Origin of the sequence: Brevundimonas intermedia (assembly GCF_004614235.1) — a bacterium.
In the GTDB taxonomy this organism is placed as follows: Bacteria; Pseudomonadota; Alphaproteobacteria; order Caulobacterales; family Caulobacteraceae; genus Brevundimonas; species Brevundimonas intermedia_A.
On record NZ_SPVH01000006.1, the window covers coordinates 457,780 to 482,876 of the forward strand.

At 66.9% G+C, this 25,097-nt stretch carries 22 protein-coding genes; 10 read left to right on the top strand and 12 right to left on the bottom strand.

The window, feature by feature from the left end; translation table 11 throughout:
- The first annotated feature begins 4 nt into the window (after positions 1 to 4).
- From fliR to cckA, 3 genes are read left to right on the top strand one after another with little or no spacing between them, the layout of a single operon-like run.
- Positions 5 to 778, top strand: coding sequence for a flagellar biosynthetic protein FliR (gene fliR / locus EGY25_RS08550; protein ID WP_135194576.1), 774 nt, complete (start codon positions 5 to 7; stop codon positions 776 to 778).
- Positions 771 to 1,847, top strand: coding sequence for a flagellar biosynthesis protein FlhB (flhB, locus tag EGY25_RS08555; protein ID WP_135194577.1), 1,077 nt, complete (start codon positions 771 to 773; stop codon positions 1,845 to 1,847). Before fliR ends, flhB begins: the two co-directional genes overlap by 8 nt.
- A 51-nt stretch (positions 1,848 to 1,898) precedes the next feature.
- Positions 1,899 to 3,932, top strand: coding sequence for a cell cycle histidine kinase CckA (gene cckA, locus EGY25_RS08560; protein ID WP_135194578.1), 2,034 nt, complete (start codon positions 1,899 to 1,901; stop codon positions 3,930 to 3,932).
- A 278-nt stretch (positions 3,933 to 4,210) separates the two neighbouring features.
- On the opposite strand, the gene EGY25_RS08565 is transcribed toward cckA, so the two are convergent.
- The 3 genes from EGY25_RS08565 to chpT all read right to left on the bottom strand — a co-directional run bounded on the left by EGY25_RS08565 (position 4,211) and on the right by chpT (position 6,163).
- A complete protein-coding gene (locus EGY25_RS08565; RefSeq protein WP_135194579.1) occupies positions 4,211 to 5,026 on the bottom strand; it encodes a CheR family methyltransferase in 816 nt (271 codons plus the stop codon).
- Complete coding sequence (locus EGY25_RS08570; protein WP_135194580.1) at positions 5,023 to 5,400, bottom strand: response regulator; 378 nt, start codon at positions 5,398 to 5,400, stop codon at positions 5,023 to 5,025. Before EGY25_RS08570 ends, EGY25_RS08565 begins: the two co-directional genes overlap by 4 nt.
- A gap of 91 nt (positions 5,401 to 5,491) precedes the next feature.
- Positions 5,492 to 6,163 carry a histidine phosphotransferase ChpT gene (gene chpT, locus EGY25_RS08575; protein WP_135194581.1) on the bottom strand — a complete coding sequence of 224 codons (672 nt, stop codon included), beginning with the start codon at positions 6,161 to 6,163 and terminating at the stop codon, positions 5,492 to 5,494.
- 96 nt (positions 6,164 to 6,259) lie between these two features.
- Between chpT and cysQ the strand changes: the two genes are divergently transcribed.
- The gene (gene cysQ, locus EGY25_RS08580) at positions 6,260 to 7,087 is read left to right on the top strand and encodes a 3'(2'),5'-bisphosphate nucleotidase CysQ (protein ID WP_135194582.1); all 828 of its coding nucleotides are present in this window, start codon (positions 6,260 to 6,262) and stop codon (positions 7,085 to 7,087) included.
- A 4-nt stretch (positions 7,088 to 7,091) separates the two neighbouring features.
- On the opposite strand, the gene EGY25_RS08585 is transcribed toward cysQ, so the two are convergent.
- The 4 genes from EGY25_RS08585 to EGY25_RS08600 form a co-directional block, all read right to left on the bottom strand.
- Positions 7,092 to 8,315 (bottom strand): hypothetical protein, encoded by a 1,224-nt coding sequence (locus tag EGY25_RS08585; protein WP_135194583.1) that lies wholly within the window; start codon positions 8,313 to 8,315, stop codon positions 7,092 to 7,094.
- Between the two features lie 110 nt (positions 8,316 to 8,425).
- Complete coding sequence (locus EGY25_RS08590) at positions 8,426 to 8,770, bottom strand: hypothetical protein (protein ID WP_135194584.1); 345 nt, start codon at positions 8,768 to 8,770, stop codon at positions 8,426 to 8,428.
- 55 nt (positions 8,771 to 8,825) lie between these two features.
- A complete protein-coding gene (locus EGY25_RS08595) occupies positions 8,826 to 10,469 on the bottom strand; it encodes a peptide chain release factor 3 (protein WP_135194585.1) in 1,644 nt (547 codons plus the stop codon).
- Between the two features lie 31 nt (positions 10,470 to 10,500).
- Positions 10,501 to 12,024: a hypothetical protein gene (locus tag EGY25_RS08600; protein WP_135194586.1), complete on the bottom strand. Its 1,524-nt coding sequence runs from the start codon at positions 12,022 to 12,024 to the stop codon at positions 10,501 to 10,503.
- 209 nt (positions 12,025 to 12,233) lie between these two features.
- On the opposite strand from EGY25_RS08600, the gene EGY25_RS16525 reads away from it, so the two are divergent.
- A complete protein-coding gene (locus EGY25_RS16525; RefSeq protein WP_167762517.1) occupies positions 12,234 to 12,380 on the top strand; it encodes a hypothetical protein in 147 nt (48 codons plus the stop codon).
- A gap of 19 nt (positions 12,381 to 12,399) precedes the next feature.
- Here EGY25_RS16525 and EGY25_RS08605 read toward each other — a convergent pair whose 3' ends face one another.
- Positions 12,400 to 12,774: a hypothetical protein gene (locus EGY25_RS08605; protein WP_135194587.1), complete on the bottom strand. Its 375-nt coding sequence runs from the start codon at positions 12,772 to 12,774 to the stop codon at positions 12,400 to 12,402.
- A gap of 240 nt (positions 12,775 to 13,014) precedes the next feature.
- Between EGY25_RS08605 and EGY25_RS08610 the strand changes: the two genes are divergently transcribed.
- On the top strand, positions 13,015 to 15,153 hold the full coding sequence (locus EGY25_RS08610; protein ID WP_135194588.1) for a malate synthase G: 2,139 nt from the start codon (positions 13,015 to 13,017) through the stop codon (positions 15,151 to 15,153).
- 147 nt (positions 15,154 to 15,300) lie between these two features.
- On the opposite strand, the gene EGY25_RS08615 is transcribed toward EGY25_RS08610, so the two are convergent.
- From EGY25_RS08615 to cysD, 3 genes are all read right to left on the bottom strand, one after another.
- The gene (locus EGY25_RS08615) at positions 15,301 to 16,347 is read right to left on the bottom strand and encodes a mechanosensitive ion channel family protein (RefSeq protein ID WP_135194589.1); all 1,047 of its coding nucleotides are present in this window, start codon (positions 16,345 to 16,347) and stop codon (positions 15,301 to 15,303) included.
- A 69-nt stretch (positions 16,348 to 16,416) separates the two neighbouring features.
- A complete protein-coding gene (gene cysN, locus EGY25_RS08620; protein WP_135194590.1) occupies positions 16,417 to 18,330 on the bottom strand; it encodes a sulfate adenylyltransferase subunit CysN in 1,914 nt (637 codons plus the stop codon).
- Complete coding sequence (gene cysD / locus EGY25_RS08625) at positions 18,330 to 19,298, bottom strand: sulfate adenylyltransferase subunit CysD (protein WP_135194591.1); 969 nt, start codon at positions 19,296 to 19,298, stop codon at positions 18,330 to 18,332. The genes cysN and cysD overlap by 1 nt, the downstream gene beginning before the upstream one ends.
- A 147-nt stretch (positions 19,299 to 19,445) precedes the next feature.
- Between cysD and EGY25_RS08630 the strand changes: the two genes are divergently transcribed.
- The gene (locus EGY25_RS08630; protein WP_135194592.1) at positions 19,446 to 19,997 is read left to right on the top strand and encodes a lipocalin family protein; all 552 of its coding nucleotides are present in this window, start codon (positions 19,446 to 19,448) and stop codon (positions 19,995 to 19,997) included.
- A gap of 11 nt (positions 19,998 to 20,008) precedes the next feature.
- On the top strand, positions 20,009 to 21,331 hold the full coding sequence (locus EGY25_RS08635; RefSeq protein ID WP_135194593.1) for a PQQ-dependent sugar dehydrogenase: 1,323 nt from the start codon (positions 20,009 to 20,011) through the stop codon (positions 21,329 to 21,331).
- Positions 21,332 to 21,388: 57 nt separating this feature from the next.
- Here the strand turns inward: EGY25_RS08635 and EGY25_RS08640 are convergent, their stop codons facing one another.
- Positions 21,389 to 21,961, bottom strand: a complete 573-nt coding sequence (locus tag EGY25_RS08640; RefSeq protein ID WP_209308022.1) for a hypothetical protein — start codon at positions 21,959 to 21,961, stop codon at positions 21,389 to 21,391.
- A gap of 331 nt (positions 21,962 to 22,292) precedes the next feature.
- Here EGY25_RS08640 and EGY25_RS08645 point away from each other — a divergent pair, with 331 nt between their 5' ends.
- Both EGY25_RS08645 and motA read left to right on the top strand, forming a co-directional pair.
- Positions 22,293 to 24,092, top strand: coding sequence for a long-chain-acyl-CoA synthetase (locus tag EGY25_RS08645; RefSeq protein WP_135194595.1), 1,800 nt, complete (start codon positions 22,293 to 22,295; stop codon positions 24,090 to 24,092).
- A gap of 84 nt (positions 24,093 to 24,176) precedes the next feature.
- Positions 24,177 to 25,043 (top strand): flagellar motor stator protein MotA, encoded by an 867-nt coding sequence (motA, locus tag EGY25_RS08650; protein WP_135194596.1) that lies wholly within the window; start codon positions 24,177 to 24,179, stop codon positions 25,041 to 25,043.
- Positions 25,044 to 25,097 lie beyond the last annotated feature (54 nt).

The window sequence follows — 25,097 nt, forward strand, 5'->3', positions numbered from 1 at the left end:
CCTTATGGACTCTTGGGCAACCGCCGATCAGGTCTGGGCCGGGGGACTGATCTTCGCCCGGATCGCGGCGATCCTGATGCTGATCCCCGGTTTCGGCGAGACCTATGTGCCGCCGCGCGTGCGGCTGTCGCTGGCCCTGCTCATCAGCCTGGCGCTATGGCCGGTGGTGCGCGGATCGCTGCCGGGCCTGCCCGACAGCCTTGGCCTCATGGTCGGATGGATCATCCGCGAGGTGGCCGTCGGCCTGATGATCGGTCTGTTGCTGCGGATGTTCATGACGGCCTTGTCGACGGCGGGTGAGATCATCTCGTTGCAGACGACGCTGAGCTTTTCCCAGACCGCCAACCCGATGCAGGCCCAGCCGGGCACGACCATCGCCGCCTTTCTGACCCTGCTGGGGGTGACGCTGCTGTTCGCCACCGACACCCATCACCTGTTCATCGCCGGCATGGTGGGTTCCTATCGCCTGATCTCGCCGGCCCAGCCGCTGGTGATGGCCGACTTCACCCAGATGGCGGTACGCACCCTGAGCGACAGCTTCATGCTGGGGGTCCAACTTTCGGCGCCGGTGCTGGTGTTCGCCCTGATCTTCAACCTGGCGTCCGGCCTGGTGGCGCGGGTCATGCCGTCCTTCCAGGTCTATTTCGCCGCCGCGCCGCTGAGCGTCATCCTGGGCCTGTCGATCTTCGCACTGAGTCTCGGCGCGCTGGGCACCATCTTCATCGACCGCTACCGCCGTCTGGCGGAGTATTTCGTGTTCGGAGGCCCCAGTGGCTGAAGGCGCGGATCCCGAGTCGAAAACCGAAGAGGCGACCCCGCGAAAGCTTGAGGACGCCCGAAAGAAGGGCGACTCGGCCAAGTCGCCCGATGTCGCCCAGGTGATGTCGCTGGCGGGCGCGGCGGCCGTGATCCTGATGGGCGGGGGATGGTTCGCCTCGTCCATCGCCGAACAGATGCTGCCCTTCATCGCCGCCCCGCACGAGATGCTGGGCACGCTGAACTCGGGCGCCGGCAACCAGATCATGGTGCGCACCGTCTGGGCCATCGCGCCGTTCCTGGGGGCGGTCATGCTGGCGACCATCCTGGGCGGGGTCGGGGGCAATCTGGCGCAGTCGGGCCTGATCTTCACCGCCGAGAAGCTGAAGCCGAAATGGTCGGCGGTCAGTCCGCTGCAGGGGTTCAAGCGGATCTTCGGACCCGACGGCCTGATGCAGTTCGTCAAGACATTCCTGAAGCTGATCGCCGTCTGCGTGGTCTGCTGGATGGTGCTGAAGCCGCACCTGCGCGAGTTCGAGAACATGGTCTCGATGAGCCCGCTGGCGATCCTGCCGCTGGCGCGCGACATGGCGGTGTCGCTGTTCTTCGCCTCGATTCTGTTGCTGGCCGCGACGGCGGGCGCCGACTTCGTCTGGCAGAAGATGCGCTTCGCCAAGCGGATGCGGATGACCAAGGAAGAGCTGAAGGAAGACTACAAACAGTCCGAGGGCGACCCGCACATCAAGGCCAAGCTGAAGCAGATCCGCATGCAGCGCAGCCGCCAGCGGATGATGGCCAATGTGCCCAAGGCCACCGTCATCGTGACCAACCCGACCCACTATTCGGTCGCTCTGCGCTATGAGCCGGACCAGGGAGACGGGGCGCCGATCTGCGTGGCCAAGGGCGTCGATGCCTTGGCCTTGCGCATTCGGGAGGTGGCGACCGAGCACGGGGTGCCGATCGTCGAGAACGTGCCGCTGGCGCGCGCCCTGTACGCCGCCGTCGAGGTGGACGAGATCATTCCGCGCGAGCATTTCGACGCCGCCGCCAAGATCATCGGCTTCGTCTTCCAGTCCAGAAAGCGTCGGTAAGAGTGCGTCAGGATTTGAGCGTATGATCTGGCCACTGATTCGCGAGGCTGCATGACGTCCACCCGACGCCCTTCGTTCGATATTCTGTCGGCCGTGATGGCGTTCGGCGTGGTGGCGGCCATCGCCGCCCTGGCCTATCCGGCGTTTCGCGACAATCCGACCTCGGCGCCGGGACTGGTGCTGATCCTGACGGTGGGAGCGATCGCGCTGATCGGCCTGTTCGGTTTCCGACGGGCCGCCAACGCAAAGCCCAGCAGCGACGCGGCCATCGAGGTGCTGGAGGCCATGGCCGAGCCGGCCGCCCTCGTGTGGGATTCAGGACAGATCCTGGCGTTCAACACCGCCTGGGCCGTGGCCAACGGCGCGACGGGCGCCCTGCCGCGCGGCAAGTCGGCCCAGGCCCTCTACATGGCCTTCGCCCAGGCGCGCAAAGGCGAGCCGGGCCGCGCCATCGTCATGATCGGCGCGCGCGAAGTCGAGGTCGTGATCGGCCAGGCGGGCGAGGGACGGTTTCTGATGCGCGCGGCGCCCGACGCGGTCCTGCCCATCACCCTGGCTCCTGTGCATGCGCCCGCAGCCGCGACCGGAGAGGCGCGCGCCATGGCCGCCGGGGCGCCGTTCGGTTCGGCCGTGATCGGCGGCGACGACCTGTTCTCCGGCCGGGCGGAAGAGGCCAATCCGGCCCTGGCCGTGCTGACCGGGCCGGGCGCCGCGCGCGATGCGGCCTTCGGCGATCTGTTCGATCCGGGCGGCGTCGCCGAGGCGCGGCTGAAGCTGGCGGCCGGGTCGTCGGGGCCGATCGAGCTGATCGCGCGGGCCTATCCCGACAAGATGCTGCACCTGTATGTGGCGCCCGAGGGCGACAAGCGACGCATCTGGCTGTTCGACGTGTCGGGCCAGAAGTCGATGGAGCTGCAGCTCAACCAGGCCCAGAAGATGCAGGCTGTGGGCCAGTTGGCCGGCGGCGTGGCGCACGACTTCAACAACCTGCTGACCGCGATCCAGCTTCAGCTGTCGGGCCTGCTGGAACGTCACCCGGTGGGCGATCCGTCCTACGAGGGGCTGAACGAAATCCGGCAGACGGCCATTCGGGCGGCGGATCTCGTTCGCAAGCTGCTGGCCTTTTCGCGCAAGTCGACCGTTCGCCGCGAGCGGCTGGACCTGGGCGAACTGGTGGGCGAGTTCGCCATCCTGCTGCGGCGTCTGCTGCGCGAGGACGTGCGGCTGGAGACGGATTACGGCCGCGACCTGCCGGTGGTGCTGGCCGACAAGTCCCAGCTGGAGACGGCGGTGATGAACCTGGCCGTCAACGCCCGCGACGCCATGCGCGGCGTGGTCGAGCCGGGCGCCGGCGTGGTCACCATCGCCACGCGCCGCCTGACGGGCGACGAGGCGCGGGCCCTGGGCTGGGTCGATGCGCCGACGGACGAGGTCGCCCTGATCGAGGTGTCGGACACCGGCCCCGGCGTGCCGCCCGAGCTGGTGGACAAGATCTTCGAGCCCTTCTTCACCACCAAGGCGGTGAACGAGGGGACGGGCATGGGCCTGGCCACCGTCTACGGCATCGCCCAGCAGGCGGGTGGCCATATCACCGTCAGCAATATCGAAGGGGCGGGCGCCGCCTTCCGCATCTTCCTGCCTGCCGCCGGCGAGGCGGAACTGGCCGAGGTTCAGCCGGTCGAGGTCAAGGTCAAGGCGCCGCGCGACCTGTCGGGCGCCGGACGCATCCTGTTCGTCGAGGACGAGGACGCGGTGCGCGGCATCGCCGCCCGCCTGTTGCGCCAGCGCGGCTATGAGGTGATCGAGGCCGCCGACGGCGAGGAGGCCCTGTTGCTGGCCGAGGAATACGCCGGTCAGATCGACATGATGATCTCGGACGTCATCATGCCGGGGCTGGACGGGCCGTCGCTGCTGAAGAAGGCGCGGCAGTATCTGGGCGATGCGCCGGTGATGTTCATCTCGGGCTATGCCGAGAGCGACTTCTCGGACCTGTTGCAGGACGAGGTCGGGGTGTCCTTCTTGCCCAAGCCGCTGGACATCAAGACCCTGGCGGAGCGGGTGAAGCAGGAACTGCACGCGGGCTAGAGCCATCTGCGCTTGAGTTGATGCGGGCCTGGGAGGGGTTCATCACAACGGGCGCGACGAGATCACGGCGAACACGACGAGACCGAATACGCGTCGGCTCCTTTCAACTTCATGTTCAGGCCGTTTATCGATCTGCGGCTTCGCCGCCGCAGGCCATCAAGACGCTCCGAACCGGACACGGCTCCGTCGTGTTCGCCGTGACCTCGTCGTGATCGCTGTGACGAACCTTTTCTGGATTACGCTGATGCGTTGGTCGGTCTGACTCAGCCGCCGAATGTTCAGGCGGCGCGGCGAAGCGCCGAGGGCGCCTTTACATACAGGCCGCGGCGGCCGTTGACGGCGCGGAAGGCGACGGTCTCGCCCTCCAGTTTCTCTTCGGCGCCCAGGAACAGGCAGCCGTCGTCGACCAGGCGGCGTTCCAGCCCGTCCAGCAGACGGGCCCGCCGCGTCGGCTCCATGTCCGACAGGACGTTGCGGCAGAAGATGACGTCGAACCGCGCGTCGTCGGTCGGCTCGTCCAGCAGGTTGGCGCGGCCGAAACGCACGGCGTCGGCCAGTTCAGCCTTGACCATCCACTGGTCGTCCATCGGTTCGAACCAGCGCAGCATGGTCTTGGCCGTCAGGCCGCGCTGGATCTCGAACCCGGTGTAGAGACCGGAGCGGGCCTTCTCGATGGCGCGTTGCGACAGGTCGGTGGCGACCAGTTCGACCGGCACGCCGAGCTCCAGCCCGGTCATGGCGATGGACCAGGCCTCTTGCCCCGTCGAGCAGCCGGCCGACCAGATCTTGATCCGACCGTCAGGCCGCGCCTTGGACAGGGCCGGCAGCAGTTCGCTTTCCAGGATGCGGAAGGGGATGCGGTCGCGGCGGAACCAGGTCTCGGCGTTCAGCAGGGCCTCGATCACCGACCAGGCCAGGGAGGCGACCGGATTGGCCCACAGGTTCGACAGCAGGGCCTCGACATTGGCGTAGCCCTCGCGCCGCGCGATCGGCCCCAGCCGGTGTTCGGCCAAGTGGATGCGATCCCGCGACAGCCGATAGCCGGCGCGGGTGGCGAGGAGGGACTGCAGTTTGTCGAAGTCCTCTGGGGTCATGCGGCGATCGCTCCGACCTCCGTCAGCTTGGATTGCAGGATCTCGCCGTCGAACGGCTTCATAACATAGTCGTCGGCGCCGGCGGCCAGAGCCTCGGCGATCCGTTCAGGGCGGGTTTCGATCGTGCAGAACAGCACCTTGGGTCGTTTGCCGCCCGGCATGGCGCGCAGGCGGCGCAGGAAGGTGATGCCGTCCATCACCGGCATGTTCCAGTCCACCAGCAGAACGTCGGGCATGGCGCCGGTGCAGTATGCGAAGGCCTCGGCCCCATCCGCCGCCTCGTCGACCTCATAGCCCAGGCCCTCGACGATGCGACGCGCAACCTTGCGGATGATGCGGCTGTCGTCGACGATCAGGCAGGTTCGGAAGTCCAAGATCGATCCCTCAAAAACACAGCGGCTTTCGCCCGAGGCGCATGGACCCTTTTTATCCCAGACGCCAGTTAATGAGTCGTTTGGAAATGCCTCAGACCGGCATTCGGGCGACCAGTGCGACCTTTCCGTCTTCAACCTTGACGCGTAGCGCGCCGCCGGCCTCGTTCACGGTCAGCCACAGCCAATAGGGCTGGATCCATTGTCCGGCCAGGCCCTCGGTCAGGCGCTCGCCTGCCAGGCCGACGACGGCTTCGGGCTTCAGACGGGCTCGTGCGCCTTCGGCGAACCCTTCCAGATAGATCATGCCGTCCTCGACCCGAGACTGGATCACGGCGACGCCGCCCATCGGCAGGGCGCCCATGGTCAGATAGGCCAGATTGGTCAGGGCGCGGGCCTGGGGCTTGGTGAATTCGCCATCGCTGATGCGCCAGTCCATCGCGGCGCGGCCGCCCTGAACCATGCCGGACACCAGGCCTTCGATCTCGCGCGCGGTGAAACGTTCGCTGGTGGTGGCCGCGCCGAAAGCGACGCGGGCGAAATGCACCAGGGCGACCATCTTCCTGGCGCTCTGTTCGATCAGGGCCAGGGCGTCGTCGCGCATGTCCTGAGCGGTCGGATCTTGCATCAGGTCCAGGCCGGAAACGATGGCGCCTGAGGGGCTGATGAAGTCATGGCACAGCTTGGCCGCGATGTAGGTCGCCAGCTCCGTCCCATCGACGGGAAGGTCCAGCGGAGCGGCATCTGTGTCGTGGATGGATGTCATGATGTCTGGCGCGCTCAGGTCACAGTTCGTGTCGCGCGCGAAGTTGGAGTGATTTGCTGGTTCATGGAACCGCCCGGATGGTCTATCGACCCGCCAATGACGACCTCTTCCTCTACCGCTCTCGCCCGCGACCTGAAGTCCGGTGCGCTTTCCCTGGCCATCGCCGAGATCGCGGAGGAGGCCGCGCGGCTGATCCTGCCCTATTGGCGCGCAGGCACGGCGGTCGAGACCAAGTCCGACGACAGCCCGGTGACCCAGGCCGATCGCGCAGCCGAGGCCCTGATCCTGGAACGGCTGGCGGCCCTGTATCCCGGCGTCCAGACGGTCGCGGAAGAGGCGGTTTCGGCGAACGGCGCGCCCGCCAGCGCAGAGGACTGGTTCTGGCTGATCGATCCGCTGGACGGCACGCGCGGTTTCGTGCGCGGCGGCGAGGCCTTCACGGTCAATATCGCCCTGATCCATGGCGACCATCCCGTGGCGGGCGTGGTGACGGCGCCGGCGACGGCGACGACCTGGCGCACCGACAAGCCCGAGGGCGGCGCCTTCCGCCGTCAGTTCGGCGCGCTTCAGGCTGGCGAGGCCCATGCGGGCGAGGACTGGCGTCCAATTAGGGTGCGCGACCGTCCTCAGGAGGGCATGGCCCTGCTGAGCCACAGCGTCACCGACGAAGAGGCGACGCGCCTGGCCGCCCGTCATGGCTGCTCGCGCTGGCAAGGAACGGATTCGTCGCTGAAATTCTGCCTGATCGCCGAGGGACGGTTCGACGCCTATCCGCGCACCGGCCCGACCTCGGAATGGGACACCGCAGCGGGTCAGGCGGTTCTGGAAGCGGCCGGCGGACGTGTGCTGGCCGACGACGGTCAGCGACTGTCCTATGGCAAGGCCAAGTTCCTGAACGGCGCCTTCGTCGCCATGGGCGGCTGAAGGCCTAGCGTCTCGCGTTCGCCAGCAGGGCCTCGGCCCGCTCGGCCAGAGCCTCGACGCCGAGTTCGCGCGCCGTCATGGCGGCCTCGCCCAGGATCAGACCCAGATCGGTCGGGGCGTCGCCGCCCAGACGATGCCGCGCCAGCAGGATTTCCACCATGCCGATCTGATCGGCGGCCCAGTCCAGCGGCGTCGCCGTCGCCATCCGCGCCCTCAGGCGCGTTTCCAGCGTCATCAGGGCGGTCAGGTTCTTGACCGCTTCGGCCAGGGCGACTTCGCGCGCAACACGACGTTCGCGCACCAGGGCGCCGATGATCAGTTCGCCGCCCTGCGTCAGGGCCTCGGCCTGGGTCAGCAGCATCAGCGGCTGGGCGTCGTCGTCGACGCGCAACACCTGAATGGCGGCCCAATCCAGCGGGCTGTGGTCCGGGGTGAACTGATCGGCGGCGGCGTCGAACATGATCCGGCCCTGGGCGCGGGCCTCTTGATGTCCCGCGATGGCGGCCAGCGCCGACAGGCCCGCGCCGCACAAAGCCAGGGCGCGGGCGCGGGTCAGGGGGCGATGATCCGGCGAGGCGGTCTCGACCAGGGCGCCCAGGTCGCGGCCGGCCTGATCCAGCAAACGCACGTCGCGCTGGACCACGCCCATCTCCAGCGACAGGGCCGCGCTGTCCATTCGCAGGTCCATGTCGTGAGTGTCGTCGCTGCGCACCGCTGCGTCCATCAACACGGCGGCGTCGGACAGGCTGGCGACATCGCCGCTCAGCCGGGCCGTGCGGACCTTGAGCCGGGCGTGCAGCGCGGCCATGCCCGCCGTGATGCGTCGGCTGCGCGGGCGACCGACAGCCGCCAGGGTGGCGAGGGCCCGGTCCAGTCGCGCGGGATCGCCGCACAGGTCGAAACGCAGCATCAGCACCGCCGCCTTGTCCATGGCGGCCAGGGCGATCTGATCCTCGCCCACGGCGGTGCGCGCCAGGCTGTCGGCGCAGCGTTCGGCACGATCCAAGCTGTCGGACGCGCCGCCGCGCCGGGCATGTTCGCGCCAAAGGGCGCAGGCGCGGTGCTCGGTTTCGAACGGACGGGCGCAGGACACGCGGCCTGAATCTATCGTCTCGCGGCGCGCCTCGGCCTGCAACAGGTCCACGCCGATCAGCTCGACCCAGCCCAGGTCTTCACTCTCGCGCGCCTGGGCGAAGAGTTTTCGAAGATCGCGGCCGAATTCGAACATGCGCTTGACCTCAGTTATCCCGCTTCGGGACGCAGACTGCGTCTCTCGGGGCGTCCAATGCAAACGCAGCGCCGCGAAAGCGGTTCGGCTTGACCTTATGCGGACTTTCATCAGTCCAGGTTCGGCGTCTTCTGCTGGCAGCGTTGCAGGGCGGCTCTGGCCTCGGACGCATCGCCGTTCAGCGACTGCACGGCCGCGATGCGCGCCCGCGTCTGATCGGCCTCGGCGGCCGGCGCAGGCTTGCCCGCCGCCGTCGCGGCCTGCATCGCCGCCAACGACCAGTAGAGGGCCGCATCGTACAGCCGCCGCCCCTGCGCGCTCTCCCCGCCCTCAAGCTCAGACGCCGCCTGGGTCAGCCCCGCACAGCGCACGGCCTCGTCATACGAGACCAGCCCCACAGACGGGGCGGCCTGCAGCATGAAGACAGCGCTGGAGAGGGCGAGAAGCGACGACATCCCGCGATCATGGCTCAGCGACGTGACCAAAGGAAGTCGTTTGGCGCGCCGAAGCTCAGCCCCGTTCCTTCGTCTTGGTGAAGGCGATCTTGGGGAAGCGTTCGCCGACGTAGCCGGTTTCCCAGCTCGACTTGGCCAGGAAGACCGGGGCCTGGTCAATGTCGCGGGCCATCTGGGGGCGGTATTTGCCGCTGAAGTCCTCGATGTCGGCGTCCGTGCCCCCTGAGGCTGGAGTGACCCAGCGGGCTTCGGCGTAGGGTGACGGTTCGAAGATGACGTCCAGGCCGTATTCCTCGCCTAGGCGGTCGGCCATGACCTCGAACTGAAGTTGGCCCACGGCGCCGACGATGAAGTCTGAGCCGATCTCGGGGCGGAACAGCTGGGTTACGCCTTCCTCGGCCAGGCCTTCCAGCGCCTTCTTCAGGTGTTTGGCCTTGAGCGGATCTTTCACCCGAACCCGTTGCAGGATTTCCGGCGCGAAGTTGGGCAGGCCGGCGAAGCGAACCACGCCGCTCTCTGATAGGCTGTCGCCGACCCGCAGCACGCCGTGGTTCGGAATGCCGATCACGTCGCCGGCGAAGGCGTCGTCGGCCAGTTCGCGGTCACTGGCGAAGAACATGATCGGCGCATTGACCGACAGGGACTTGCCCGTGTTCTGCACCTTCAGCTTCATGCCGCGCTTGAAGGCGCCGCTCGCCATGCGGAACATGGCGATCCGGTCGCGGTGGTTGGGGTCCATGTTCGCCTGGACCTTGAAGACGAAGCCGGTGACTTCGTTCGCGCCCGGTTCGACCACGGTCTCGACGGGGGCGGGGGCGTTGCGAGTCTCGGGCGGAGATTCCTTCCTGGCCTTCATCGTCTTGGGCGCCGGGGCCCAGTCGCCGATGGCCTTAAGCAGTTCGTCGATGCCGAAGTGGCGCAGGGCCGAACCCCACAGCACCGGCGTCATGTGACCTTCGAGGAAGGCCTGACGGTCAAAGGCCGGATAGCCGCCCTCGACCAGTTCGACGGCCTCGGCCAGATTGTCCTGCTCGCCGGCCTCGAAATATTGCGCCGCCTGGTCCAGCGGCAGGGCGGGAGGGTGGTCCGGGTCTTCGGCCGAACCGGCGATCTTGCGGGTATAGGGCTGGAACCGGCCGGTGCCGACCTCGACCATGCCGCGCAGGCGATTGCCGCTCTCGGCCGGCCACCAGATCGGGGCCGGGTCCAGCTGAAGCCGCGACGCGATGTCGTCCAGCAGGGTCATCGGGTCCTGGGCCTCGCGGTCCAGCTTGTTGATGAAGGTGATGATCGGAATGTCGCGCAGGCGGCAGACCTCGAACAGTTTCAGCGTCTGCGGCTCGATCCCCTTGGCGGCGTCCAGCACCATGATGGCGCAGTCGGCGGCGGTCAGGGTGCGATAGGTGTCTTCGGAAAAGTCCTCGTGCCCCGGCGTGTCGAGCAGGTTGAACATCTTGCCGTCGTGCTCGAACGTCATGACCGAGGCGCTGACGGAAATCCCGCGCTCCTTCTCGATCTTCATCCAGTCAGACCGGGTGCGCCGGTTCTCGCCGCGCGCCCGCACGGCCCCGGCCGCACGAATGGCGCCGCCGGCCAGCAGAATATGCTCGGTCAGGGTCGTCTTGCCCGCATCCGGGTGGGCGATGATGGCGAAGGTCCGGCGGCGCGCGGCTTCTTCAGGCAGGGTCAAGGAGGACATGGCGCGCGACTACCCCGCCGCGCGCCGAAAGTCACTCGCTGGCGGGCGCTGGGGCGGATTCAGCAGCCGGGGACGTCTCGCCGCCTTGGCGTGAGCGGTAGCTGCCGATCAGGGTGCGCGCGATGGCCGAGCCACGGTCGCCGTGCGGGTTGGACGCCATCGGTTCGAGCATGGCGATCGCACGATCATATTCACCGCGTGCAGCATGAGCCTGGGCTGTCGATAGGCGGATGGAGGGGATCTGCGGCGCGAACTCCACGGCGGCCAGCAGGGTTTCCATGTCGTTGTCGTTCGGGAAGCCCGGCGCGCCGTTGCGCGTCGTCGACAGCATGGAGAGCGTTCTGAAATCTGTGTCGTCCAGCGCATAGGCGCGGGCCAGATACCGACGGGCCTCGCCCATCGCTGTCATGTGATCGACTTCCTCGTCGTCTCTGGCGGTCATTATGCTTTCGGCCAGGAGGAGAAGGGACTCCGTATCGTCCGGTTTCGCCTCGACCAGGTCGCGCACGATGGTCTCGCCGGCCTGACGATCACCCATGCGAATCTCGGCGCGGGCCAGCAAGCGTTGCGCGAACGGGTCGTTGGGGAAGGCGGCGGCGCGGTTACGCACTTCAGACAGGAGGATGGCGCGTTGATCCTCGTCGTTGCTGACGTTGGATAGGCGCAGGTTCAACAGTAGCAGCGAATCTTCGCCGGGCGACAACGTCGTCACGGTCACTTGCGGGACAGGAAATTGCTCGGCCGAGAAGCTCTTCATCGGCACGCGGCCTCGTACATAGACCTTCAATGCGCGATCGATTTCAGCCATCGCCATGCCGGTCGCCGCCTCCAAGGCGGCGGTCGATGATTCGCCTGCGCGAAGGCGGCTGAAGTAGTTGAGCATCTGCCGTGTTCGCGTCGGATCAGACATCAGCCAGTGGGTCAGCAGCCACGCCTGAGCATAGTACATGGCGACGGCGTTCCCATCGCCATACTGACTTGGGCGGTTGGTGACGATATCGGCCATGGGCAGCCAGCGACCGTATTGAAGCCAATCCGCCCGCCCCTTGTTGAAGTCGCCGATGGCCACGCGGCGAGGCGACAGGTCCGCCGTCATGAAATATTCGGCGTAGCCTTCGATGAACCAGCCCGGATAGCCGGAGCCGGACGATCCCATCATGAAGTGGTGGGCGTATTCATGCAGCAGGGTGTCCAGGCTGCCGCGTTCGCGCACGGCGATGGCGAAGACGCCATCCTCGCTGGGTCGATAGAAGCCGGCGATGGTTTCGGGAATACCCGGCCAGACTTGGCCCAAACTGCGGCGGTCGCCGACCAGATAGATGGCCAGTTTCCTGGGCGCGCGGGCAGCGGGATCGGCGCCGTGCAGCAGACGCAGCGAGCTTTCGAACAGTTCCAGCTGGAGGGCGTTGTCGCGCAGGACGCCGGCGTCACCGTCGCTGTAGACAATGAAGCCGGCCGTTTCGGCCCGCCGCCATTCGGCTGAGGCTGGACTGGCCGCACAAAGAAGAACGGCAAGAACGATCAGCGCCGCGCGCCACTGGTCCTTGAGCCTCATGCATCCCCCGATACTGATATCCTAATCAAGTCATGCAATCCGAGCGGGTGTTCGTCCAGTCGAAAACGCTGGGCGACCCTCTTTGAAATAACCCCTCGCCATCAGGGGATAATGGAGTCATGCTATCTTCTGGAGGAGACGATCAGGCCGTCAGAGTCCGACGCTCCCCTCCCGGATCGATCCGGGATCATAGGGAAAGGACAAAGACGATGGCTGTCATCCATCCTCAAGACCGTATCGCCCATACGCCGCGCGAGCATGCGCCCCTTCATCCGGCCTTGGGGCTGGCGGTCGGGTTCGGCTTTATCGTGGCCGTGGCGACGCTGGTCCACGTGGTCTTCAACGCGGTCTTCTGACTGCGTTTTCGGGCCGCGATCAGGCGGCCAGGCGGTTCCAGACGGCGCGGTCTGCGGAGACGGCGTCAAGGCGACGGCCCTTGGCCTGAAGCTGATGCATGACCTGCTGCGGCAGGGCGCAGAAACGCGGCTCGACCAGGTCGGGGTCGCAGGCGACGGCCGGGGCGGCGAACAGGGCGGCGTTCACGTCGGGGCTGCGCTGAGCGATCAGCCAGGCTAGGCGGCGCGCGCGTTCGGGATCGTTGCGATGCAGCAGCGGGTCCTCGGCGAACAGTTCGCAGCCCAGTTCGAGCACATAGTCGAACTCCAGCTTCTCGAACCGGCGCGTGTCGGCGGGCGTGGCCGGGCAGGCCTCGTCCAGGTCGAACACGACATCGTTCAAAAGAAACAGCATGGGCGATACGCTCGACTGGCCGGACGCGAGTTCGTCCGTAAGCTCACAATAGGCGCCGCCGCTTGCAGTCCCGTTCACGGACGCGGTTAAGAGTTTCTGACCGAGCGCGGGCGTCGCACGGCCTGATTTCGACGAAAAGCGACCCCGATGACGCAACGTGACCCTTGCGGAGCGGCGCGGGCTCGGCTTACCTGATCACGCATTGTTACAGGTCCGGCGTCGCGCCGGGGAGAGGCCGTCATGACGACCCATGAAGATCGCGCCGGGCTGAAGGTCGCGGGCGAGCTGATCGCCCTGATCGAGCAGGATGTGCTGCCGGGGCTGGGCCTGGATGCGGCGAGCTTCTGGGCCGGGGCGGCGAATATCTTCGAGCGGTTCGCGCCGGAGAATCGGGCCTTGCTGGAGCGACGCGACGCCTTGCAGGCTCAGATCGACGACTGGCATGGGGCGCGGCGGGGCCAGCCCTATGACGTGGGGGCGTCGGAGGCCTTCCTGAGAGAAATCGGCTATCTGGTCGATGAGCCGGCGGCCTTCACCATCGGGACCGAAGGCGTGGACGCCGAGATCGCCCAGATGGCCGGGCCGCAGCTGGTGGTGCCGGTGCTGAACGCGCGCTTCCTGCTGAACGCCGCCAATGCGCGCTGGGGCAGCCTGTATGACGCCCTGTACGGTACAGACGCCCTGGGCGATCTGCCGGCCGGCGGCGGCTACGATCCGGCGCGCGGGGCGCGGGTGGTGGCGCGAGCCAAGGCCTTCCTGGACGAGGCGGCGCCGCTGGCCGAGGGGTCGCATGCGGATGTGGGCGGCTGGTCGGTGGTGGACGGCGCCCTGTCGCCGGCGCTGAAGGATGCGGGACAGTTCGTCGGCTTTGCGGGCGAGGCGGCCGCGCCGTCGTCGATCCTGCTGGTCAATAACGGCCTGCATATCGAACTGGTCATCGACCGCAGCCATCCGGTCGGGCGGGGCGATGCGGCGGGGCTGGCGGATGTGGTGCTGGAATCGGCCCTGACGACCATCGTCGATCTGGAGGATTCCGTCGCCGCCGTCGATGCGGCGGACAAGGCCGAGGCCTATCGCAACTGGCTGGGCCTGATGCGGGGCGACCTGTCGGCGACGTTCAGAAAGGGCGGCGAGACCCAGACCCGCGCGCTGGAGCCGGATCGCCAGTGGACGGCGCCGGACGGATCGTCGGTGATCCTGAAGGGGCGCAGCCTGCTGTTCGTGCGCAACGTCGGACATCTGATGACCACGCCGGCCATTCGTCTGGCCGACGGGTCGGACGCGCCCGAGGGGGTCATGGACGCGATCGTGACCAGCCTGATCGCCCTTTATGACATCAAGGACCTGGGGGCGTTCGCCAACAGCGCGACCGGCTCGGTCTATATCGTCAAGCCCAAGATGCACGGGCCGGACGAGGCGGCCTTCACCAACCGGCTGTTCGACGCGGTCGAGGACCTGCTGGCCCTGCCGCGCCATGCGATCAAGGTCGGGGTGATGGACGAGGAACGCCGCACCTCCGCCAATCTGGCGGCGTGCATCCAGGCGGTGAAGGACCGGATCGTCTTCATCAACACCGGCTTCCTGGACCGCACCGGCGACGAGATCCACACCGCCATGCAGGCCGGGCCGGTGGTGCGAAAGGCGGACATCAAGTCCAGCGCCTGGATCACGGCCTATGAGGCGCGCAACGTCGCCATCGGCCTGAAATGCGGCCTGTCGGGCAAGGCCCAGATCGGCAAGGGCATGTGGGCCGCGCCGGATCGGATGGCCGACATGCTGGAGCAGAAGATCGCCCACCCCAGGACGGGCGCCAACACCGCCTGGACCCCGTCGCCGACGGCGGCGACCCTGCACGCGCTCCACTATCACGCCGTCGATGTGTTCGCGGTTCAGAAGGCGGTGGCGGAGCAGCCGACGCCGGGGCTGGAGGCCCTGCTGACCCCGCCCTTGGCCCACGGCGCTGAGTGGTCCGAGGACGAGGTGGCGGCCGAGCTGGACAACAACGCCCAAGGCATCCTCGGCTATGTGGTGCGCTGGATCGATCAGGGGGTCGGGTGTTCCAAGGTGCCGGACATCCATGACATCGGCCTGATGGAGGACCGGGCGACGCTGCGGATCAGTTCGCAGCATATCGCCAACTGGCTGCTGCACGGGGTCTGCACGGCCGATCACGTCGAGGCCGCCTTCGCGCGCATGGCGGCCAAGGTCGATGGCCAGAACGCGGGCGATCCGCTGTATCGGCCGATGGCGGCGAACCCGAAGGCCAGCCTGGCCTATCAGGCGGCGCGGGCGCTGGTGTTCGAGGGAGTGGCGCAGCCGAACGGATACACCGAGCCGCTGCTCCATGCCTGGCGGTTGAAGGCGAAGGCGGAACACTAAAAACCCGTCACCCTCGGGCTTGTCCCGAGGGCCTACGGCTGAGGCAGATGCGAACCATTGGTATGGATCAAGATCGTCGATCCATCTTCATGAGACGTGCGGCGGATAGGTGGGCCCTCGGGACGAGCCCGAGGGTGACGGATTTTTCTAATCGGTCTTTCTGCTCGGCGGAGGAAGCGTTTCCGTCGCCTCAACCTCGTCGTCGGCCATCACGTCGTCGGCGGCGTCGTTGGCGGTCTGGGCGCTGCGGTGGGGGGCGACGGGTCGCGGCGCGGCGCCCACGCCGTAGCCGAGCCGCTTCAGGGCCTCGTCGCCTTCCAGGCCGAATGCGCTGCGGATACGCAGGTCGGTCTGGGGGAAGGGCACCTCCATGCCGGTGGCGTCCAAGGCGTCGGCGATCAGCCAGGTATAGGCGGCGTGCATGGCGGCGGGCCGCTTGACCGCCTCGCGCGTCGGCCAGACCAGTAGTTCGAACGACAGGCCCTTGTCGCCGAAGGCCACCAGCCAGACCTGGCTCTTGCGGGCCTCGGTCTCGGGCAGGGTGAAGGGGCTGGCGCGGGCGGCGGCCAGAACCGCGTCGCGCACCTTGCCCCGGTCCGACCCATAGGCGACCGAGAACGGCACGTGGATGCGGCGGGTGTCGCCCTTCAGCGTCCAGTTGGTGACCGGCTGTTCGATGAAGCGCGAGTTGGGCACCAGGACATTGACGTTGTCGTTGGTGCGGACGCGGGTGGCCCGCGGGCCGATCTCCATGATGGCGCCGCGAATGCCGATGTCCTCGATCTCGATATAGTCGCCGACCGACACCATCCGGTCGAAGATCAGGAACAGGCCGGAGACGAACTCCTTGACCACGCCCTGCAGGCCCAGACCCACGCCGATGCCCAGGGCGCCCGCGAACACCGTCAGCGACGACAGGTTCAGTCCCGCCGCCGACAGGGCCGACATTACGGCGATGACGATGATGGCGTAACCCGCCAGCCGCTCCAGCAGATAGACGGCCTGGCGGCTGCGATCCGCCCGTTCGCGCAGTCGGCGCAGGGACCGCGTCACCAGCCAGTGGGCGGCGAAGGCGACCAGCAGGATCACCCCGGCGCTGGTCAGGCCCCCGATCGTCAGATTGGCCCCGGCGATCCGCACGACCTGCGACTGTTCGATGGCCGCGAGGTCCAATTGTCTGATCGGATGGGTCATTGACTCCAGAGCGCTTGGCGAACGGTCAAGGTTCCACCCTCGCGCCCGAACCGGCCGAACGTCGAGGGGTCAGATGCTGAAATCCTCGGTCGAGAACCGGCCGTCCAGCCAGGCGACGATGCGTTCGGCCGCGTCTTCGGGGGACATGGTGGTGGTGTCCACGACGATCTCCGGCGCCTCGGGGGCTTCGTAGGGGCTGTCGATACCGGTGAAATTCTTCAGTTCGCCGGCGCGGGCCTTTTTGTAGAGGCCCTTGACGTCGCGCTGCTCAGCGACCGCTAGGGGGGTGTCGACATAGACCTCGACGAACTCGCCCGGTCCCAGCAGGTCGCGGGCCAGGCGGCGTTCGGCGCGGAAGGGGGAGATGAAGCTGACGAGGACGATCAGACCGGCGTCCACCATCAGTTTCGACACCTCGGCGACGCGGCGGATGTTCTCGACCCGGTCCTCCTCGGTGAAGCCCAGGTCGCGGTTCAGGCCGTGGCGGACATTGTCGCCGTCCAGCAGATAGGTGTGGCGGCCGTCGGCATAGAGGCGCTTTTCGACCAGGTCGGCGATGGTGGATTTGCCCGCACCCGACAGGCCGGTCAGCCAGACGACGCGGCCCCTTTGGTTCTTGATCGTGGCGCGCGCCGCCTTGTCCACCGACAGGGCCTGCCAGTGGATGTTGTGGGCGCGGCGCAGGGCGAAGTTCAGCAGGCCGGCCCCGACCGTCCGGTTCGAGATTCGGTCGATCAGGATGAAGCCGCCCAGGTCCTTGTTCTGAACATAGGGGGCGAAGGCGACGGGGGCGTCCAGCGACAGGTTGCAGACGCCGATTTCGTTCAGCTCCAGCCGCTTGGCCGGCTGATGCTCCAAGGTGTTGACGTTCACCTTATGCTTGGGCTCGGTGATGGTGGCGCCGACCAGTTTGGCGCCGATCTTGAGCAGGTAGGGGCGGCCCGGCAGCAGGGGTTCGTCGTCCATCCAGACCACGGTGGCCTCGAACTGATCCGCCGCCTCCGGCGGCGCGTCGGCCGAGGCCAGGACGTCGCCGCGCGAGACGTCGATCTCGTCGGCCAGGGTCAGGGTGATCGACTGGCCGGCGACGGCCTGGTCCAGATCGCCGTCGGCGGTGACGATGCGGGCGACGGTGGAGGTGCGGCCCGACGGCAGGACGCGGACGGGATCGCCCGGCCGCACTGTCCCGGCGGCGATCTGGCCCGCGAAACCGCGAAAGTCGAGATTGGGCCGGTTGACCCACTGGACCGGCAGGCGGAACGGATCGGCCTGCAGGTCGTCGCCGACCTCCAGCGTTTCCAGCAGGCTCATTAGCGGCGGCCCGGCGTACCAGGGCGAATGTGCGCTGGCCTCGGTGATGTTGTCGCCACGAAGGGCCGACATGGGGATGGCGTCAAAGGTCTTCAGCCCGATCTGGACGGCGAAGGCGCTAAAGTCAGCGACGATGGCGTCGAACACATCCTGGGACCAGCCCATCAGGTCCATCTTGTTCACCGCCAGGATCACGTGACGGATGCCCAGCAGGCTGACCAGATAGGCGTGACGCCGCGTCTGGGTCAGGACGCCGCGACGGGCGTCAATCAGGATGACGGCGGCGTCGGCGGTCGAGGCGCCGGTGACCATGTTGCGGGTGTACTGCTCGTGGCCCGGCGTGTCGGCGACGATGAATTTGCGCTTTTCGGTCGAGAAGAAACGATAGGCCACATCAATGGTGATGCCCTGCTCCCGCTCGGCGGCGAGGCCGTCGACCAGAAGAGCAAAATCGATGTCTCCCCCTTGCGTGCCGACGCGGCGGCTGTCCGCCTCCAGAGCCGCCATCTGATCCTCGAAGATCATCTTGGAATCGTACAGAAGCCGCCCAATCAGGGTGGACTTGCCGTCGTCCACGCTGCCGCAGGTGATGAAGCGCAGCAGGCTCTTGTGCTGGTGGGCGGTCAGATAGGCGTCGATGTCGCGGGCGATGAGGTCCGATTGGTGAGCCATCAGAAATAGCCCTCCTGCTTCTTCTTCTCCATCGAGGCGGACTGGTCGTGGTCGATCATCCGGCCCTGGCGTTCCGAGGTGGTGGTCAGCAGCATTTCCTGAATGACCTTGGGCAGGGTCGCGGCCGTGCTCTCGACCGCCCCGGTCAGGGGGTAGCAGCCCAGGGTGCGGAAGCGGACGGACTTCATCTGCGGCGTCTCGCCGGGGCGCAGCCGGAACCGGTCGTCATCGACCATGATCAGCGCGCCGTCGCGTTCGACCACCGGCCGTTCAGCCGCCAAATACAGGGGCACGATCGGGATCTGCTCCAGGTGGATGTATTGCCAGACATCCAGCTCGGTCCAGTTGGAGATGGGGAAGACGCGGATGCTCTCGCTAGGCCGTTTGCGCGTGTTGTAGAGCCGCCAAAGCTCGGGCCGCTGGTTCTTGGGATCCCAGCGGTGTTCGGCTGTGCGGAAAGAGAAGATGCGCTCCTTGGCCCGCGACTTCTCCTCGTCGCGGCGGGCGCCGCCGAAGGCCGCGTCGAAGCCGTGCAGCGACAGGGCCTGTTTCAGCCCCTCGGTCTTCCACAGATCGGTGTGCAGGGCCGAGCCGTGATCAAACGGATTGATCCCGCGCGCGACAGCATCAGAGTTCTGGTGAACCAGCAGTTCGACGCCCAGGTCCGCCGCCGCCTGTTCGCGCATCGCGTACATGGCGCGGAACTTCCACGTCGTGTCGACGTGCAGCAGGGGGAAGGGCGGTTTGGATGGATAGAAGGCCTTCTTCGCCAAGTGCAGCATCACCGCCGAATCCTTGCCGATCGAATACAGCATCACCGGGCGCTCCACCTCGGCCGCCACCTCGCGCATGATGTGGATGGCCTCGGCCTCCAGGCGCTGAAGATGGGTCAGGCGCGCGGCAGGCAGGGCGGCAGGTCTTCTGGTCAAGGTGGCGGTGGTCACCGGGGCGTCTCCGTCGAACGCCATGTGACAACGCCAATGCGCGTCGGGGGACAAGCGATGGATACTGCTGCTTGCTATGAGATTTTCGGCCTGCGGCGTCCGAAACGGGCGCTGCGACGTAAAGGAACTAGGGTCGCCAAGCGCGGCTTATGGCTTCAAACGGAAACGCTCATGTCCAGCATGAAATCCCTGATGGCCTCGGCCATCGCAGCTGTCGCCCTGGCCGGCTGCGTGACCGCGCCGTCGCCTTCCGAATATCGCGCGCCCCAGCCCGCCAAGCCGGTGGATGTCCAGCGCCTGTGGTCCGGGCGTTGGCACGAGATCGCGCGTCTGCCGGATCGGTTGACGGACGGCTGCGTGGCGGGCGCATCTATCTACACGCCGGTGGAGGGCACGCGCGTCGACGTGCGCGACACCTGTCAGGTCGGCACGCCGCAGGGCAAGGAAAAGGCCATCGGCGGGCGGGGCGAAATCCTCGATCCGGGGACCAACGCCAAGCTGAGGGTCAAGTATCTGGCCGGTTTCGTGACCTGGGATTACTGGGTGCTGGACCGGGCCGACGACTACAGCTGGTTCATCTCGGCCGATCCGACGTTCGAGCGCCTGTTCATCTACACCCGCGACCTGCCGACCGAGGTGCAGGTTCGAAGCTTGACGGACCGGGCGCGGGCGTTGGGCTATGATGTCAGCCGGCTGGAGTTTCCGGCGCAACCCGCTCGGTAAGGGCCACGATCATGACCGCGACCTCCAGATCCCTACTCGCCTCGACGGTGTTGGCGGCGACCCTGGGATTGGGGGCCTGTGCGGGCGGCCAGGCCTTGCCGACCGAGGCGGGTTTTGGTCCGAACCCCGAACTGCCCGCGCCGCGTCAGGGCCTGCTTCCGACGGTGAAGATCGCGCCTGCGACAAGCTGGCCCCAGGGCGCGACGCCGGTCGCGGCGGCGGGGTTGAGGGTGCAGGCGTTCACGACGGGGCTGGATCACCCGCGCTGGCTCTATCGCCTGCCCAACGGCGACATTCTGGTGGCCGAGTCGAATGCACCGCCTCCGCCTGAGGACAAGAAGGGCGGACTGAGGGACTGGGTGATGGGCAAGGTCATGGCCAGGGCCGGCGCCGGGGTGCCCAGTCCCAACAGGATCGTCCTTCTGCGCGACGCCGACGGCGATGGGGTCGCGGAGACGAAGACGGAATTCCTGACCGGCCTGAACTCGCCCTTCGGCATGGTCCTGGTGGGGGAGCGCCTCTATGTGGCCAATGCCGATGCGGTGGTGGTCTTCCCCTATCGGACGGGCCAGACGCGGATCGACGCCGCCGCGATCAAGGTCGCGGACCTGCCGGCCGGTCGCAATCACCACTGGACCAAGAGCCTGGTCGCCAGCCCGGACGGCAGCCGGCTCTATGTCGGGGTGGGGTCCAACTCGAACGTCGGCGAGAACGGGCTGGACGAAGAGGTGGATCGCGCCGCCATCCTGGAGATCGACTCGGCGACGGGGACGCGTCGGGTCTATGCCTCGGGCCTGCGCAATCCGGTGGGCATGGACTGGAACCCAAAAAGCGGCAGGCTGTGGGTCGCGGTCAACGAACGCGACGAGATCGGCGACGATCTGGTCCCCGACTATATGACCTCGGTGACGCCGGGCGCCTTCTATGGTTGGCCGTGGAGCTATTACGGCCAGCACGTCGATGTGCGGCCGCCACCCAATCCTGCGATGGTCGCCCGCGCGATCCGGCCGGACTACGCCCTGGGCGCCCATACCGCCTCTCTGGGGCTGACGTTCGGCGAGGGGGCGACCCTGTTGCCGCCCGCCTTGCGGAGCGGCGCCTTCGTCGGCCAGCATGGGTCTTGGAACCGCAGCGTGCGCAGCGGTTACAAGGTGATCTTCGTGCCGTTCGTGGACGGCCGTCCGGCCGGTCCGCCGCAGGATGTGCTGACCGGCTTTCTGAACGCCCAGGGTCAGGCGCAGGGACGGCCGGTGGGGGTTCAGATCGACCGGCTGGGCGCGCTGCTGGTCGCCGACGACGTGGGCAATGTGATCTGGCGCGTGACCGGTGCTTGAGGTGCCGCACAAAAAAAGCCCCGGTCGAAACCGGGGCTTTCTTCTATTTGACTGCGATCAGTTCAGCGGTTGAACCGTGATCGCCGGAGCGGCGGGCGTGGTCACGACCGGAGCCGGGGTCGAAGCCGCCGCCGGAGCGGTGTTCAACTGGCTGGTGCTCGCCGCCGGAACGGACGGGGCCGCATAAGGCTGAGGACCTGTCGGGACAGCAGGCGTTTCGACGCGTGCGGCGGCCGGGCGTTCAGCAGCCGGGGCGGCGCGACGGGCAACCGGCTCGGCGCGCGGTTCGGCACGACGGGCGACCGGAGCGGGGGCAGCCGGCGTCGGCGTGGCGGTCGGGGCCTGTGCGGTCTCCATCGGCGCGGCCGGCGTCACGGGCGTCTCGGCGGCGGTCATCGCGGCGGGCGCAGTCTGCATCGCAGGAGCCGCCGCCTCCGTGGAAGGCGCGGGCGCCGCCTGTTCGCCGCCGCCCATCATCATGGCGACGCCGCTGCCCAGCAGCACGACGGCGCCGATCGGGGCCAGGATCATCCAGGTCTTCACCGACTTCTTGGCCTTGGTGTTGCGGGCGTAACGCGGCACGAAGGTTTCTTCGGTGCGGGCTTCGGTATTGGCGTTGGCGTAGGTCATCGACATTGTTTCAGTCCTCCATAACGTTGATCAACCAACCCGCCGTCCCGCGACGCCGTTCCGCCGCCGGCGCAAAAGCCCCGAAGAAACACCGTTCCTGCCCGGAATGAGGCGACAATCGCGCCCTTTGCGGCCGGATCAGCGGGGAATGCGGCAATAAAAAGCAGGCGACGCCTCTGGATTTCCCCGGCGTCAACAGAACAAATGGATCACGGCTGACGCCAATCCGTCGGGTTCGCGAGGGATCGCGGACGGCGCGGTTGACCCGACGCCCCCCCTTCGTCCATCACCGGACAGGGTGGAACACGCATTGACCGGAGACACGGCGCGCATGGGTTTTGTAGCGAATATCCGTCGGGACGTCCGGTTCGCTCGCGGCCTGTTCCGCCTGCTCAAGCGCATCAAGCCGATCGAGCTGGACAGCGACGTCCTGCTTTGCGACGACTTCGAAGAGGCTGTGGACAAGTTCGCCGACAATATCGCCATCGACGACGGTCAGCGCACCCTGACCTATCGCGACCTGGACGCCATGGCCAACCGCTTCGCCCACTGGGCCAAGAACCGGGGCCTGCGCCGCAGCGACACCATCGCCCTGATGATGACGAACCGGATCGAATATCTGGCGGCGTGGATCGGCTTCTCCAAGGTCGGCATCGCCACGGCCCTGATCAACACCAATCTGGGCGGGCAGGGGCTGGCCCACTGCCTGGCCATCTCGAAGGCCTTCAACGTCGTCGCCGACGAGGACTGCTGGCGCCAGATCGAGGAGGCGCGGCCTCTAGTCGATCACAACCTGGCGCTCTGGGTGTTGGGCCTGCCCGACGACCTTGAGACCAGCGACCGTCGCGGCCTGGACAAGCCCGTGCGCGGCGGCTCGTCGGTGCGGCCGTCCAAGTCGGCGCGCGAGGGCCTGACCAACCGCGACACCGCGCTTTATATCTATACGTCGGGCACGACTGGCCTGCCCAAGGCGGCGCGCATCCCGCATTCGCGCGCCCGCACCTATATGCGCGCCTTCGCCGGCGCCACGCGTTCGACGCCCGAGGATCGGATCTTCAACGTCCTGCCGCTGTATCACTCGACCGGCGGTCTGGTCGGGGTGGGCGCGGCCCTGCTGAACGGCGCGCGGCTGGTGATCCGCAAGAAGTTCTCGGCCAGCACGTTTTGGCCCGACGTGCGGTCGTCGGGCGCGACCATGTTCGTCTATATCGGCGAGCTGTGCCGCTATCTGGTCAACTGTCCGCCGCAAGAAGACGAGACCAAGCACAAGCTGCGGCTGGCGTTCGGCAACGGCCTGCGCGCCGATGTCTGGCCCGACTTCCAGAGCCGGTTCCGCATTCCCGAGGTGCTGGAGTTCTACGGTTCGACCGAGGGCAACGTCTCGCTGTTCAACTTCGACGGCAAACAGGGCGCCATCGGTCGCGTGCCCGGTTTCCTGAAGTCGCAGATCAATATTCGCCTGGTCGAGTTCGACGTCGAGACCGAACAGCCCATACGAGGCCCCGACGGCCTGTGCCGTCTGGCGCGGGTCGGCGAGGTGGGCGAGGCCATCGGCCTGATCGGCAACGACATCCGCCACGACTTCTCGGGCTATGCCGACAAGGCCGCCTCGCAGAAGAAGATCCTGACCGACGTGTTCAAGAAGGGCGACCGCTGGTTCCGCACCGGCGACCTGATGAAACAGGACGCGGAGGGCTATTTCTACTTCGTGGACCGGATGGGCGACACCTTCCGCTGGAAGGGCGAGAACGTCTCGACCTCCGAGGTCGAACAGGTGCTGATGGATGCGCCGGGCGTGACCGAGGCCATCGTCTATGGCGTGCCGGTGCCGGCCCAGGACGGCAAGGCGGGGATGGCGGCGCTGGTGGTCGAGGGCAAGTTCGACGCCCAGGCCTTCTCCGACCATGTCGAGGCCAAGCTGCCGGCCTATGCCCAGCCGGTGTTCCTGCGGTTGATCAAGTCGGCGGAAACGACCGGCACGTTCAAATACAGGAAGGCCGATCTGGTCGCGGACGGCTTCGATCCCGAAAAGACCGGGACGGCGCTTTACGTGCGCGGCGGCAAGGCCGGGTATCAGAAGCTGACGGCGGCGGCGCGCACCGCGATCCTGAACGGCGAAGGCCGCATCTGAGGTCAGGAGACGGCGTTCGCGAAACGCCGTCTTAATGATTAACGGCGATGATCCCGATCTCTCGCGTCAGGATCGTTCGCTTTCATGTTCCAGATCATCGGCATCGTGCTGCTGTTCGGCCTCGTCTTCGGCAGCTACGCCATCTCTGGCGGCAAGTTCGAAGTGATCCTGCACGCCGCGCCCCACGAACTGATGGCGATCGGCGGCGCGGGCATCGCGGCCTTTATGATCTCCAACTCCATGACCGTGATCAAGGGGGCCATGGGCGGGCTGGGCAAATGCTTCGCCGGGCCCAAGTGGAAGAAGCAGGACTACAAGGACCTGTTGTCGCTGCTGTTTCAGCTGACCAAGACCATGAAGTCCAAGGGCGTGGTGGCGCTGGAAAGCCACATCGAAAAGCCCAAGGAATCTGCCATCTTCCAGAAGTACCCCAAGGTGCTGAAGGACCATTTCGCCGTCGACTTCATCTGCGACACCCTGCGGATGATGACGATGAACCTGGAGGATCCGCACCAGGTCGAGGACGCGATGGAAAAGCAGCTGGAAAAGCATCACCACGAGCATCTCGAAAACGCCCATGCGCTTCAGGTCCTGGCCGACGGCCTGCCCGCCCTGGGCATCGTCGCCGCCGTGCTGGGCGTCATCAAGACCATGGGCTCGATTACCGAGCCGCCCGAGGTGCTGGGCACCATGATCGGCGGCGCCCTGGTCGGCACCTTCATGGGCGTGTTCCTGGCCTATGGCCTGGTCGGCCCGTTCGCCGCACGCCTGACCGCGATCATCAATGAGGAAGCGGCCTACTACAAGATCATCCAGTCGGTGCTGGTGGCCCACTTGCACGGCAACGCCGCCCAGATCTCGGTCGAGATCGGCCGTGGCGACATTCCCTCCTCCGCCCAGCCGTCCTTCGGCGAGATGGAAGAAACACTGAACAACATCAAAGCCGACTGAGTGTCGACGGCTGCGGCGTGACGCCGCCCCGATCGCGCCTTGCCTGATCGTAAC